At 56.7% G+C, this 13,484-nt stretch carries 10 protein-coding genes and 1 pseudogene; 4 read left to right on the plus strand and 7 right to left on the minus strand.

Annotated features, from left to right (window positions below; genetic code table 11):
* Positions 1–2 precede the first annotated feature (2 nt).
* The 5 genes from LMTR13_RS41840 to LMTR13_RS43765 form a co-directional block, all read right to left on the minus strand.
* Entirely contained in the window at positions 3–350 is a 348-nt protein-coding gene (locus LMTR13_RS41840; RefSeq protein WP_065730008.1) for a hypothetical protein, read from the minus strand.
* 94 nt (positions 351–444) lie between these two features.
* Positions 445–1,062, minus strand: a complete 618-nt coding sequence (locus LMTR13_RS24280) for a GNAT family N-acetyltransferase (RefSeq protein WP_197520894.1) — start codon at positions 1,060–1,062, stop codon at positions 445–447.
* A gap of 508 nt (positions 1,063–1,570) precedes the next feature.
* A complete protein-coding gene (locus LMTR13_RS24285) occupies positions 1,571–1,879 on the minus strand; it encodes a DUF3141 domain-containing protein (protein ID WP_065730009.1) in 309 nt (102 codons plus the stop codon).
* Positions 1,880–2,258: 379 nt separating this feature from the next.
* Positions 2,259–3,431 (minus strand): PLP-dependent cysteine synthase family protein, encoded by a 1,173-nt coding sequence (locus LMTR13_RS24295; protein WP_065732955.1) that lies wholly within the window; start codon positions 3,429–3,431, stop codon positions 2,259–2,261.
* Positions 3,432–5,090: 1,659 nt separating this feature from the next.
* Complete coding sequence (locus tag LMTR13_RS43765) at positions 5,091–5,510, minus strand: DUF7694 domain-containing protein (protein WP_156795748.1); 420 nt, start codon at positions 5,508–5,510, stop codon at positions 5,091–5,093.
* Between the two features lie 877 nt (positions 5,511–6,387).
* On the opposite strand from LMTR13_RS43765, the gene LMTR13_RS41005 reads away from it, so the two are divergent.
* Positions 6,388–6,543 (plus strand): hypothetical protein, encoded by a 156-nt coding sequence (locus tag LMTR13_RS41005; protein ID WP_156795749.1) that lies wholly within the window; start codon positions 6,388–6,390, stop codon positions 6,541–6,543.
* 718 nt (positions 6,544–7,261) lie between these two features.
* Here LMTR13_RS41005 and LMTR13_RS24310 read toward each other — a convergent pair.
* The gene (locus LMTR13_RS24310) at positions 7,262–8,137 is read right to left on the minus strand and encodes a host specificity protein (protein ID WP_156795750.1); all 876 of its coding nucleotides are present in this window, start codon (positions 8,135–8,137) and stop codon (positions 7,262–7,264) included.
* 1,117 nt (positions 8,138–9,254) lie between these two features.
* Here LMTR13_RS24310 and LMTR13_RS24320 point away from each other — a divergent pair.
* The 3 genes from LMTR13_RS24320 (at position 9,255) to LMTR13_RS24330 (ending at position 12,396) form a co-directional block, all read left to right on the plus strand.
* On the plus strand, positions 9,255–10,109 hold the full coding sequence (locus LMTR13_RS24320; protein WP_065730013.1) for an Effector protein NopP: 855 nt from the start codon (positions 9,255–9,257) through the stop codon (positions 10,107–10,109).
* 539 nt (positions 10,110–10,648) lie between these two features.
* Complete coding sequence (locus LMTR13_RS24325) at positions 10,649–11,056, plus strand: hypothetical protein (RefSeq protein WP_065732957.1); 408 nt, start codon at positions 10,649–10,651, stop codon at positions 11,054–11,056.
* Positions 11,057–11,757: 701 nt separating this feature from the next.
* Entirely contained in the window at positions 11,758–12,396 is a 639-nt protein-coding gene (locus tag LMTR13_RS24330) for a type 2 periplasmic-binding domain-containing protein (RefSeq protein ID WP_065730014.1), read from the plus strand.
* A 635-nt stretch (positions 12,397–13,031) separates the two neighbouring features.
* Here the strand turns inward: LMTR13_RS24330 and LMTR13_RS42705 are convergent.
* Positions 13,032–13,392: pseudogene (locus LMTR13_RS42705) on the minus strand (hypothetical protein).
* Between the last annotated feature and the right edge of the window lie 92 nt (positions 13,393–13,484).

Here is a 13,484-nt window from a genome sequence, read left to right on the forward strand (position 1 = left end):
CTTTAGCAGCCGGCAGACTGAAGCTTCCGCTTCGGTTTATTGCACTCGTACCATGCGGCAATCAGCGCACTCGTATCGATGCAGTAAATCGTCTTGGCCATTCCGGTCGAGCCCGCCATGCCAAAGGCCGCCTTTTCCATTACAGCAACGGTCGTAACATTCATATTTAAGAGACCCGCGCCATCGCGCAGTGTGAAATGTCGATGGTGATAGCCTTGGAAATAAGCCGGGTAAACGTGCGACTCGAGCTGACTCAGCACCAGGTAATGATACTTGGGGCCGCCTTCGAACGGTTCTTTCTGTTCGTCAAGCTGGGCATAGATCTTCTGGAAATCAGCGCGTGCTGTCATAGAAGGCCTGGGTGTTGCGAGCCGAGCGACAGCAGCCGCCGCAGCACGGCTTGCTGGCTGGCGCCAAAGCGCTGGGCCAACGCTTCGAGCTTAGCTAAAGCGTGCGAAGCGGCTCCGAATTCCGCTTAGTAGCCGTTCGCAACATTGGCGTGAGCGGCGGGGAAGAGCCATGTTGTATCTCACCAATGACCTTGAAGCCATGGCGTTGATAGAAGGGAATGTGCTCGGGATTCGAACTTTCGAGGTACGCGGTGATGCCCTCCTCATCACATCGTTGAAGAGCGTATTTCATCAGCAATGTGCCAAGCCCTTGTCCGGCCCAGTTGGGATCGGTGGCAATGAGAGGCAGATACCAATGTGGCTCCGGGGGATGATGTTCGGCCATTCCCCGCCGCAAATGTGCCATATCCTCCCTAATCCCCGGGCTCAGGGACTGCGCCATGATTTCGTCCAGCGCCTCCTCGTCTTGTTCCACGCCGGGAGGCAGCCACAGGGCCGCGGCGCGAATCCCTCCCGCGACGTACGCTGTGCCATGCTCGAATGCTCGTCCGCCACACGCGTTGATGAACTGAGGCATACTCTGAAGATATCGCCTTGCGTCAGGCCAACTCCACCGCATCAACGGATCGGCGGCAAAGCCGAGCACAATTGTCCAGACGGTGCTTGCGCGGTGACTTTCGTTCGCACATTTGATGTCCGACTCCGCTGGCATAATGTGATTTCCGGGTCTCAATCTAGGCATCAGAGTTACAAGGGTGCAGGACAAATGGCTCTGAACGAGAGCAGAGAAAGGATACACCGACAGAGGCTTTCGTCGGATGCATCTGGCATCCAGGTTAGCAAATGTCGCACGTTGAGGTCGCAAATGACCAACGATCTTTCACACGATCTTGTAACGTATCACCTCGTCTTCCATTGAGCTGCTCTGGTAAGGTCTGACATTCAAAACACGTGCCAACTGCGCAGCCGCAGATACTGTTGCCCTCAGTCGGATGGTGCCATCGTTCGAAGCGGACGGCGCGCCTCATCTTCTCGCGCCAAGCAACCTCGGCAAGCTCTGCACTGGCGCCGCGATGCCGACACCATGATCTCCGTCGTAACTCGATCCATTCATCCAATGGATGAAGTCGACGCATTAGCTTACCGGCTTTCCTCTTCGTCTCTGAACTTTCGCGGTGCGTCGAGAAAGAAACACAACCAAAGGAATCGATAATGTTGTGTCATTCTCGGTGCGGCCAATGCTTGCTTGGCCCCAGATATTGTCTCCGGTCGGCCGCTGGGGTGGTGTGATAGATCTGGGCCTGAAGTTGAGATGTGCGGTCGACGGCACCGAAAGGAAACTCGTCTCGATAGTTGTCGTTAAATGCACGGATGTTCTTGAAGCTGCGCCTGACCAGTTCAACACTGAAGCACTTTCGTCCATCATGTTCCTGAATGTCCTTGACGCACATTTCGTAGAGCCCGGCCATCAACGGTTCGATCGCCTCCAGAGTGCGGGTCAAGCGCAGCTTGCGAAGCCCACGATGCATCGCGTGTCTTGTACGAGATCCCCGTGCCCCAATTCTAGCGGGTCATGGAAAGCGAGTTCCGCGATTGACAGCCCAGACGCCTGCCCCCCGAATGCATGTGTCAAACCAGTGGGTGCAAAAAAGAGTTTTGAGAGGTCGTAATTCAACGACTTGCGAGAGCGTTATTCGTCGCTTCACATTTGCCACAAATGCGCGCAAGCACTGCGAGATGCACGCATAGCTCAGCTGGATAGAGCGCCACCCTCTAAGGTGGAGGCCACCCGTTCGAATCGCGTCGGGTCGCCAAACTTTGATTGGTCCCGAAATAACGGGCACTCGCCTACCAAACCGATGCGATTTGAAAAATCTGACGCCGTGGCGGACGAGGCGTAGTTTTCGATCAGCGTAGTCCAGCTGCACCTCGAGCATTCAACGGATTCGTCACATCTGCGATCGTGAAGCCGGGCGGATGCCCGGCTTCCAGGAAGCGTATCAACTCGGCCTCATAGGGCGTAGGATCGATGTTCCGCGCCTTTAGCCACTCCGGCTTGTAATAGGTCTGCCGATAGCGCTCGCCGGAGTCGCAGATCAGCGTCACCAGCGATCCCGCTTGGCCGGCGCTGCACATCTCCGAAGCCAGCCGGCACAGCGCCAAGAAGTTGGTGCCCGTAGAGCCGCCGACCGGCCGGCGCAGGCGACGCGACAGCACGTTCATAGCCGCGATCGTCGCAGCATCCGGGATCTTCATCATGCGGTCGACCACGGTCGGAACGAAGGATGGCTCACAGCGCGGCCGGCCGACGCCTTCGATCAGCGAGGGACGCTCGCAAGTTCGCGAGCGGTCCTGATAGCGGAAGCAGTCGAAGAAGGCGGAATGCTCGACATCGGCAATGCAGAGCTGCGTTGGAAACTGACAATACCGCAAATAACGCCCGATGGTCGCCGAGGTGCCGCCAGTGCCGGCGCCCATCACGATCCAGTCTGGTACAGGGCGCGGCTCGCCCTTCAACTGGGTGAAGATCGACTCGACGATGTTGTTGTTGCCGCGCCAGTCCGTCGCCCGCTCCGCGAAAGTGAACTGGTCCATGTAATGCCCGTTGAGACGGGTGGCGAGCGACGCTGCCTCGGAATAGAGCGCGCGGCCATCGTCGATCAGATGACACTTGCCGCCATAATGCCCGATGGCAGCGATCTTCTCGGCCGACGTCGTCCGCGGCATCACGGCATAGAAGGGTACGCCGATCATCTGCGCGAAGTAGGCCTCTGACACCGCCGTGGATCCCGACGAGGCTTCGACGACTGGCGTGCCCTCGTGAATCTGTCCGTTGCAGAGCGCGTAGAGGAACAGCGAGCGAGCCAATCGGTGCTTCAGGCTGCCGGTCGGATGGGTCGATTCGTCCTTCAAATAGATGTCAATGCCGGCGAGAGCCGGCACCATCAGCCGAATTAGGTGGGTATCGGCAGTGCGGCACTGGTCGGCCTCGATCGCAGCCACGGCCCCGTCCACCCAGCCACGCCGATATCTCGGCAAGCTGGAATTATTGTGACGGAAAGACGTGCGCCCGATCGACATAGCGTCTAGCATGAAATAATTCGCTTTGCACATCAAGTTGTATCGCCGCGGTCGCTCTGATGCCCAATGCCCATCTTCCGAGCGGCGTGGAGAGCTCCAGACTGCCACGAAGCGCTGCATCGACAGTTCGCATAGATTTCCGGGTTCATCGAGGCACAACACGTGACGACGCATCGCATTATCGGTCGTCTGTCTGATCACCTCTCCTCTCACTTCTTGTCATGGGGCACCCCGGCTCGTATCGCCAGTCGAACGTCAAAACTCTGACGAATTGACTTAATCACCTCGCCTCCTTCTACTTAGTTATGCCACACCTAATTCTGGCCGGGTACCAGCCGAAACGCTGCACGACTCGGATTCCTCTCGAGCACTCCGAACCTAGCTCTAGTTATGTTTGATGGGCGCCTACGTTTCAGGCTACCCAATATCGGATCGTGTTGAGCGGTTAACTGACGCGATCATCGGAGGAGCCGCCGCTGGCCTTCATCAAGCAGTGTCCGGCGAAGATCTTCGCCGGACCAACGTCGCGGGGGCCATTCAGCACGTCAAGACGGCCGGCTCATCATGCGCTTAACGCCAATGCGAGATCAGATATCAACCAGCTCCGTCTCAAGCTCAGACCGCCACGAGGCGCGGCTGATCTATGCACGAATCCCTAAGACGATCCGCCCTGGTTCTTTAGATTCATGCCACCCATGTTACCAACACCCGCGTAAAGAACATACGTATCCTCGATCGTGTAGTCAGCGCCCGCGAGGCAGCCACGCGCTAGCTCATTGACGGTATGGCGGATTGAGCTTGTGTCACGGTACTCAGTGTTGAGGCACTCAGCGATGAGTATACTCTCTGCTTTGAGAGGCGCTGCCCTCCTCAGGCGCGCCTCATTGATGCAGTGCAACGGCATCGGCTGACCTACTCGCCAGTCCAGAGGCTCGAACCCGTTTCCCCGTTCTTGCAAGTTGAAACTATGACAGGAGCGCATCTCATGTGGCGCGATCTGCTGTTTTCATGCGGTCGACTACTGCGGGTCCTACTCGATCGTATCTCCTGAGGCTGCAGGTCGAGTTTGTGTGCGCCACCCAACCACTTCTTGGTGCGATCCGACATGCTTCTCATTTTTCGCTCGAAAGCGATCTGGTTCACCTTGCACAATAGACGTTGCGATTTGCACCGACCGAGCCCGCCGCCTCAGATGAAGCAAAAGCAGTACGCCCCCGAAAAGGCTCATCATTATAACGGCCGTCATCAAAAGGCACGCCACACAGCACAATGCGGCTATATCAAAGGCCGATCGCAACCAGAACGGCACCCAATCCAGATTTGCCGTGTCCTCCGTATGGCCAGACATACTCGCTATAACCCGCTGCTCTTCTCGATGCGTGATAAGGCTAATCGTTCACCGCCTATTGACGGCTCGGTACCCTAAGGAAGCGAGCTTACGCCGAGCTGACGAGTTTCCCACGGTAACGATATCGTTTGGCGCGAATTCAAGCCCTTGTTGATCAGCAGAAGAGGTCTGAAAACTCCCCGAACAAACATCAACAAACATCCTAGATGCCTTGAAGAGAGTTGTCCGTGTATCGCAGTTGTCGTTTCTACCGGAATAGATGCGCCGGCGGCCCCTGTTGGGGGCCTCGATTCGTTGTAGTAATAAGGATCTCACGATAGCCCCCCGATCTGTGCAAGCAACATTGCCGTTTCAGATGGACCAAGCCCGACGACGCCTACGAAGCTAGCCGGCGGCATTGGAATGTCCTGACGAGTCGGCTTCCAGAGATGCAGGCAATACCGGCTGTTATTCACGTACTGCGAATGAGGCGGATGCAGCTGCATCACGCACTCCTCTTCATCCCAAAACAGGTCTTTGACGAAGCACATCTCGTCCCAGTTCGGACAACGTCGCGGCGTCGAGACGGAGACATGCTCCCACCCTGGGCGAACAAGTCCGATGATCCTGAGTTTGCAGCCACAAGGCCCCTGAACAAAAAAGAGGCCGCAAGGACCTGATCCCGGCGCGCTGGCGAATTGGCCGTATCGTATGCGGCCAGCCTCGAGCTTTTCTATAACTTGCGCTCTCACATCGCCTCCTTTGCCTCGCGGATGGCTTTGAATTCGAACAAACTGCTCAGTAAACAGTAGATGTAGATCATCTCTCTTCTTCCGCTTCCAATGCCGGCAAGCACATGCAACCGGGCGCTCGGTTTTCCTTGAGCCGGTAAAGCACCTCCACCGAGAGACCAGGATAACTTTTCGCCATCTCCTTCACCTTTACTGAGATGAACGCGTACGTTTCCGCACCGATATGGTCACAATGGTCTTTTCAGCTTGCGAGTTTGGTTCAGCACCAGATCTTCCTTTTCTACTCACCACATCCCCATTCCTTCCCGAAGCTTGCCGCAAACCTGCGGCCGCCGCTCGCCTCGCGACGAGGTCGGGGACCGCAAACGCATCGTCGGAAAACAGCTGCTCTTCCAGTACAGTCACGGCCGCCCGACGGAATGAGCCCCGTTGAATGCCTGGATCACTAGGCGACCGTTTCGGAGCTTGATCCCGCCGTCGAATTCAGGACGCTTTCGATCCTGGCATTATCATTTGGAAATGCACCCCGCGCGGCGGAATGCCACCATCGGATAATCAAAGGTCGCATTTTTTTCGAGTCGGGCGTCTCTCTGTCTCTCTCTTTGCGCAGCGGTGCCAGGCGAACCTGGTGAACGGTCTCGGCAAGTGGCCGGACGAGCCAGGCTTCTCCCAAGCCTCAGTCCCAATCGCTCGTGATGTCCTTCGAGCCGACGAGCTCTCTGGTTACACTTACCAGGCGCTAAACAGCTGGTGAAGGGATTCAGCGAGCGGCCGCCAACGCACAGCCGGGTCGGCTGTACATGTAACGGCAATTGACGGCCGCCCCTTGCGCTTCCGCAAGATGCTCGCCTCAGACGCTTTATCGACGAACAGACCAATGTTCAAATTGCCCTTTGATATGGTTCTGATTGCCACTCGTGGCGAGATCGCGGCGCGCATTATTGAAACGCTGCGCAAGCTTTGGCTTCGCGCTGCGATCACTCCGCGCAGTCTTCCAACATACTCAAGGACTGCTGCAACGATACTGAATTGAGCGATCGAAGCAGCCCTTTGACTATCGAAGCAGCCCTTTGACTGAGGATAAGTGGTCCACTGAACGAGAATGTGCAGGCAGAGCATCGCGAAATGTCGTCCCAGCGAGCAACTAAGATCAGCAATTGAGGGCAAGACATTTCGCTATCCGTGAAGATGACGTGTGGATGAGGCGCGGAAAGCGGAGCTGCGAGCAGCTGAGCCCCTCCTCGGCTCGACGACTAAAGTGTCCAGACACTGCACGAACAGCGCGATCTGGTTTGCATCACGCGCGGGTGTTTTCATCGATCTAGACCCAGACTGGTTTCATCGCTTGCTCCTCCCCTAGCGCGCCGGCTTAATGTCGTTGAAGCCGCAGATCGCATAGGCGGCAGCGACATTCGGCTTGGCCGTTGCTGGGTCATGACGAGAACACCTCAATTGATCGTCCAGCGAAGCGCCCTGCAAGAGTCGCGCAACGCATCGATGGAGCGTTCAAATCCCAGAGAGTCGCCAATGACGCAAAAAGCAGCTCAGAGCAACTGACTAGGGATTCCAAAGAAGCTCTGCCAGCAAATTAGAGAACCGCTGCCGCTTCCAATTTATTCAGCTCGCGCGCCGCATCGGGATCACACCCGCGCGTGGCGGGCGCTCCCGTTGCAGCGCCCCTTTCGCCCCGGTGCATGACGCTATGAGAAGTGGTCCACTTTCAGGCCAAGCCGCACCCGTCGCGACTTCTGCTAGCCGGTCCCCGGGCCTAAATTGAGCCGTTCGAAGTACCAAGAAGGATCGTCCCCCGACGAATCCGTTTCGATGTATTCTTCGCCCGAATACTCCTCGACACTTCCTTCGTTTTCATCATCACTACTCTCAACTTTGGAGAGATATAGCCGAGGCTTGTCCACCCGCTGCCATTTTCCCTCCTCGTTCAGCGTCCACTTGTCGGGATGCTGCCTAGGGTCAAGCACATATTCATTGTCATCTTCATTGTCACCCACGCGAACAAAACCCATCTGCTCTAGGCGGGGCTTCACCTCATCCGTGGCAGGACGCGACATGACCAAGGCCCGCTTGCCGTCAAGCCGAAGTTGATGTTCCAGCAGAACATCACCTGCGTTCTCAACGAGCGGATGAGTAACCCGGAGACCGACAACGGACGAGACGTGTTTTCGCCCCGGAAAGTGCCGCTCCCACGCCTCCCCTCCCATGCGACGTCGACCTTCGGTTTTTAGAAGCCCGACTCTCTTGTCACCCAATTGATAGCTGAAATATCGCGCCTGGTCCGAATCCTGTACGGTGGATCCGGCTCTGGCGACCATCGCTGCTTGCCCAGCCTTTTCAGAAACGAAATCCGAGTATTCTTGCGGATTATCGGCTATGTGCTTGATGTCGTTACTGTAAAAATTTCTCAGTTCTTCCCTGAACAACTCCCCGTCAATCTCATCGATGGGAGGTTCGGAAACGAGGGAGTACGGCCGTGTCGCCCCCGAGGACGAACCAGGCGCGGTATCGGCAAGCGTTTCCGTAAACCTTCGGCCATCTGCTGATGGCTCCGATTCATCGGCCTGGCTCGCGCTTGGAAATTCGCTGGAAGAACCAGTGATTCTGCTATACATGCGGCTCGCTCCCTATCGCAAAAGTTGCACCTACTGGCCTACTCGAAGACCTGCCTACAGTGATAGGCGTGCGAGCTGACAATAAGCTGACGCACAGAGGGGGCGCATCACACTAGTCAGTGCTCACGCTTTACAAGGCGAGGAGTGGCTGGCCTTTCCCGGGCTACGCTCATTGCGCTTCGCGGCTAAGATGCCACACCTAGTTATGCGAGCGAGCCGAGACTCGGACGGCTGTGGCACAGGCAGGTTCTTTAGAAGAATTACAGCTACCTTGATATTGCCGCGGCTCATCACAACGTCGTTCCACTTGTGCAGTACTCCAAATCCGAGGACATCGGAGTACCGGTCGAGTTCAACCGATTGTTTTGATAGAACAGATGCACACGATGGATACATCCATAATCCAAATTTCCTCCTTCGCGTTACTTCCGCAACTTCGATAGGAGCGAAAGCCGTTTGGTCGCGAGCGTTGCCGCAACATCCAATACCCGTGATATTGCTCGACGGCCGGGCGAGGCTTGGATCAGGCGTGTCTCGACGCGATCGCCAAGACCGAGCGCCGCATTGATCGAAGCGCCCAGCAACTTCGCCGCAAGCGCAGTCAGATAGTTGACGATCACGATGGCATCGGCGCCGCCGCGCCTACAACTCCTGGAGCCATGCGGAAGGTACGACACAGGCACGTAGATTCCAAGCGGAACCGTACATATTGTTCCGAGAGATGGCCGCAAGCGATTTGGCGGAGGCGAAGCGGGAGGCGGCAAATGACAATCTGCTGCGGAGTTGAAAGGCAGGAGGCCCATGTCGCCGCCATTTCCGATCCAGTACGTTGGCGCAGCCGACTTCGGTCACTTGGGGGAACACGACCGTCTCTCCTGGGAACAGAGATCCGGGCCGATCAATTCTTCATCGGGCGCACTGTGTCAAAAATCCGCTTGCTCTCGTACGCCATCATGCGGACGAGCGCTTCCCTGCCGGACAGATCCTTCCGTAAGAGGGCGCGTAGATGACTAACGCTGCGTCAGCCTGTCGTCAGCCTGGCTGACTATCTAGCCTGCAGGGGTCTGGCCCGCCTGAACTCAGTTCGAAACACTGTCCCATAGGAACGCGGAACGCCATGTATAGCCGAATCGGTGGCTCGTCCGATATTCAATACACTCTCCCTGGCGAGGCTGACGAAACGAGACCATCAGCAACTAGCGCCGAGCAAATTGATGCGAACAGCCACAGGTTCGCGGACATGTTCGCGGAGATGCACTTAGCCGCACCGGATTCTAACGGTGGCTCATCTTCGGCGGCAACACCGTTGTATTCCCTCGTTCCCAGACCTCCAGTGGTGAAGATCGACAAGTCTTCATTCAGGAGAGAAGCGAAGCGCTTTTATGACGATGAGATCAAGCACATCGCCGCTAATCCACAAGAGTACTCGGATTTCGTATCCGAAAAAGCCAAGCGCACCGTTCAGGTCGCCGAGAAATACGGCACCACTAGAGATAGCGAACGCGCGCGATATTTCAGCTATCAATTAGGAAAGCAGAGTGTCGGACTTCTAAGAACGGAAGGCGGCTTCAGCATGACTGAGTTTGAAGGCGACAAGTGGCGCGAACAGTTTCCTGGGCGAACTGAAATCACATCTGTTGTAGATCCTCAGATTACGCATCCGCTTGTCGAGAACGCAGGTGATATTCTGTTGGAGTACCAACTTCGGCTCGACGGCGAACGACCGCTGCTCAATTGGCGTGCTGCCAATGAAGACTCAAAAGCCCGTGCAGCAAAGATGGGGTTTGTTGAGATTGACAAGGACAACATGGTACTTGACCCTAGCCAGCATTCCGACATTTGGATAAAGAACACATGGCAGCGCGCAAACAAACCTCCCCTATATCTCTCCAAAGCTGAGGGTGGTGAGAGCGGTAACACGGAGAGTGCAGCAAGTCCCGCCACGTGCTCGTACGAGGATGACTTCATGTAGATCGGATAGGATCTCGTAGAGTCGCGACGGTGAAGACCGGATCTGATCGTGCCTTGATTCCCATGCAGCGATCCTCTTTGAGGCTGGATCGCACATGTGCACGGCTCCCGTGGCACAGAGACCTCAGTGACGACTATGGGCCGTCTCGGCTGGTTCTTGGCCGCTTTGGCGCAAGTCGGCTGCCCCTCATGTTGTCCCGACGCCTTAAGCGGCAGCGATGCCCAGGCCGCCCGACCAATACGGTGACAGCCGCTGTAGCGGCATCAAATCGATTTTGTCGGCCGATTGCTTGGGAGTCCGACTTACGCCCAAAGCCTTGCTCGCGCAGAAGGTGCTAACCTTTCAGTCTGCGCGGCGAGCACATCGTACTCATGGCGACCTCCTTGGTCCCGCACCTTGCTGACCAGGAGGAACCGGCATCGTTACGGCACCGACCCCGCCGATGGCCTATTGCGCGGGGTCTGGGCGGTTGGGCCTAACGTTTGCATTCAATGGCTGTGAAGATTCGGTGTCCACTTCAACCGAGCATGGAGAAGAAGATGTTTCAACGATTGCTAAAGGCGGGCAGCGTTGTCTATTCCAAGGCCAGATCGAGTAGCCGCGATACCGAACGTGATCGTGCTCGTGCTACGTCCATTTTCCGTTCGATAGAGGATGCGCTGGAAGGCGCAATGGCCGAACAAGCTGGCCTAAAATCGCGTACCGACGAAGCGTTGGCGCGCTCAGCAGTAACTTTGGGCAATGATTCCGATGAATATCTTACGCGCGATCCGGAAGACAACCATTATCAGAATTTGCTTGGTAATGAAATAGCGGAAGGGCAGAGGCGGTTGAACGAGCTGGAAGTCACTATCAAGCATATCCAGTTTTTGAAAACTGCGCTCGTCACTAGATTTCCTGACTTCGGCTTGGGACATAACACACCTCCCGCGAAAGATATCGGATGAGAGTGGTTCAACAGGAACTGGGCCGGTCGCCTATGCACTTGCGCCCTGAACGAGATTGTGAGGAGCAGTGGCGACGAATAGGCCACGAGGTGCGCAACTGGTTCACGTGAACGTCTTGTGAATGCGATGGAGCTTCTGGGCGCGTTCCCTTATGAATTAAACTAGCGGCACCGTAATTAACTTCGTTGGGGGCATGCCCTGCTCTTTGACCGGCTGCGACGCCAACGCAATCCAATATCTCGGGATCGCACTTGCCCATTGAGGTGATCGGCCGTGCTGCAGGCGTACCACAGCTGCTATCAGCTTCCATCTAGGTGCGAATGAGGGAAGTACTTTTAGAGCCAGTGACGGACGTCATTCTTCAGTCGATCTGACGGCGAGCCGGTGGTGAAAGGCCGGCGCTGAATGGTAGCCACTGGATTGATTGAACCCAAGTGCAAAAGCATTGTTGCCGTCTTGGCGTCACGAGAGGCGATTCATTTGTCATCTATCTTGTCGTACCAGTCGTGTCCGGTTGCGGACGTCAATGTGGAGAATCCGACGACTTCACCTAAATCATTCCACGGCTGCCGCTTCGGGCACGTGCTTTTTCTTCTTCAAGCGACGCGCAGAGCACTTTCGCGTGCGGCACGCAGATTGCTGATATGAAAGATGCCGCAGCTAAAAGGCGGCGCGCTGGTCCCCGACCCAGGAATTCAACAATGAGACTTGCTCGATTGATCTTGATCAATGCGGCGTTGAGGCTAGTCGTAACTATACAAGCGGCAGACATTAATGTGGCCCTCGCCGCCAACCTAACCGCACCGACCAAGGAGATGGCCTCGACCATCAAGCGGACGGCTGGTCACGGGGCCGCTATGAGATCGGTCGCGAATGGGCAATGTTACAACCACATCACGCAAGGTGCGCAATTTCAGATCTCGGCCGACACGCGACCAACGGAGCTGGTCGTGGATGAGATCGCCGTACTACCGGAAGGCCGCTTCATCTACACGATCGGAAAGTTCCTACTTTGGAAGAGTGCGAATTTCGTGAACGGCGCGGAGATGTCCAAGAGGATGGCCTTCGCAAAATTATCGATCTGCCCCGCCGAGACACTTTCTAAGGTAGCCGTGATCGAGTCAGTGAGTTCGCCCGGCGTTCATGTGCAGCCGAAGGGCATCGAGGGCGCGACAGTCACGCGGGCGGATCAACACGAGATCGGCTATGACGAGCTCGCCTTTGTCACGAGATTTCAATTGATTGGTGATGAGGCCTCGCGCTGGCTGATGCCGCAGGAGCTCCATGGTCCGATTGAGCAAGGTGCCGCGCCGTTGAAGGCAGCGCCGACAGCGATGTAACGCTGCGGCTCATCGATCTCCGAAAGACCTGAGGCTCACGTGATCATTGAGCGCTAGGTGCTCGAAGAGCCAGACCTGGACCGCATGTCGGCTGGGATCTGGTAGTCGGCAAGGCTGCCGATCTGGCTCGCCAGCCTCACGACAGTGATCCTATCGGCATCGGGATGGCGACGTTCGCTTGACTTGGTGATCTTCGATTTGCTGGGACCCTAATCGACTAGCGCAGCGCAAGCATGGGATACGGATGACGCACTGGGGCAAACCAAAACCGCGCGTGATTGAAGGCGGTAAGGCCGATCGCGCATTGCATGCTGATGCTTCGCAGCCGCGGATAGTGTGGAACTTCTGGCCGCTTGCGGCGGTCCTCCTCAGCGCGCTCCTGTGGGTCGGTATCTGCTGGGTCATCTACGCGTTCTCATGAGCAAGACAGCGTGGCCAAAGCAGCCAAGTTAGCGCCACAAGGATGGGCGCGTTGGCAAGCATACACGCCTGAGGTCATCGACTGACCTCTCTCAGCGGGTCGCGGCCTCAAGAATATTGGAGGCACGTGCGTACGCAAGTGGAGTAGCCCAACTTAATCCCTCGCCAACGCCAGACGCCGCAATACGCTTCGCTATTGCGCCCTACGGACCTAATCAGCCGCAATTCCAGATCGGCCCGATCGGCGTCCGCGTCCAGCACGGGCCAAAGCTGCCGCCATTGTAACGGCCGCCGTAAAAGCCGGGCCGGCCGAAATAGTGCCAGGCGCCCATCATACCCGTAGTAACGGGGGACCGGGTCAACGTACCAAGGGCGCCAGTCGCGGCGAACCATACGCCGCATCGCGTCTTTCTGGGCGTAAAGTGGAAGGCTGTTGTTCAGCGGCTGCTGGTAACCCGGCAGGAAGCCGTAGCCGTGCCAGCGTGGAGCCGGCCGCTTCTGAAGCGGTGCGGCCAGAGCGGCGACTGATAACAGCGACAGGACGATAGCAGTGAAGAGACACACAAGGCGGGACATGCGGACACCATAGACAGTCGACTGATGAGAGGCCACTCAAATCGAGATGCAAAGCTCACACCATATGTACGCCGCCAGTTCCGGCATTCTCT

This window comes from Bradyrhizobium icense, assembly GCF_001693385.1.
GTDB lineage: Bacteria > Pseudomonadota > Alphaproteobacteria > Rhizobiales > Xanthobacteraceae > Bradyrhizobium > Bradyrhizobium icense.

Coding starts and splice junctions, on each gene's coding strand:
- LMTR13_RS41005 (WP_156795749.1), top strand. CDS start 6,388: ATGTTCAAATTGCCCTTTGATATGGTTCTGATTGCCACTCGTGGCGAG.
- LMTR13_RS24310 (WP_156795750.1), bottom strand. CDS start 8,137: ATGTATAGCAGAATCACTGGTTCTTCCAGCGAATTTCCAAGCGCGAGC.
- LMTR13_RS24330 (WP_065730014.1), top strand. CDS start 11,758: ATGAGACTTGCTCGATTGATCTTGATCAATGCGGCGTTGAGGCTAGTC.
- LMTR13_RS41840 (WP_065730008.1), bottom strand. CDS start 350: ATGACAGCACGCGCTGATTTCCAGAAGATCTATGCCCAGCTTGACGAA.
- LMTR13_RS24285 (WP_065730009.1), bottom strand. CDS start 1,879: ATGCATCGTGGGCTTCGCAAGCTGCGCTTGACCCGCACTCTGGAGGCG.
- LMTR13_RS24295 (WP_065732955.1), bottom strand. CDS start 3,431: ATGTCGATCGGGCGCACGTCTTTCCGTCACAATAATTCCAGCTTGCCG.
- LMTR13_RS24325 (WP_065732957.1), top strand. CDS start 10,649: ATGTTTCAACGATTGCTAAAGGCGGGCAGCGTTGTCTATTCCAAGGCC.
- LMTR13_RS24320 (WP_065730013.1), top strand. CDS start 9,255: ATGTATAGCCGAATCGGTGGCTCGTCCGATATTCAATACACTCTCCCT.
- LMTR13_RS24280 (WP_197520894.1), bottom strand. CDS start 1,062: ATGCCAGCGGAGTCGGACATCAAATGTGCGAACGAAAGTCACCGCGCA.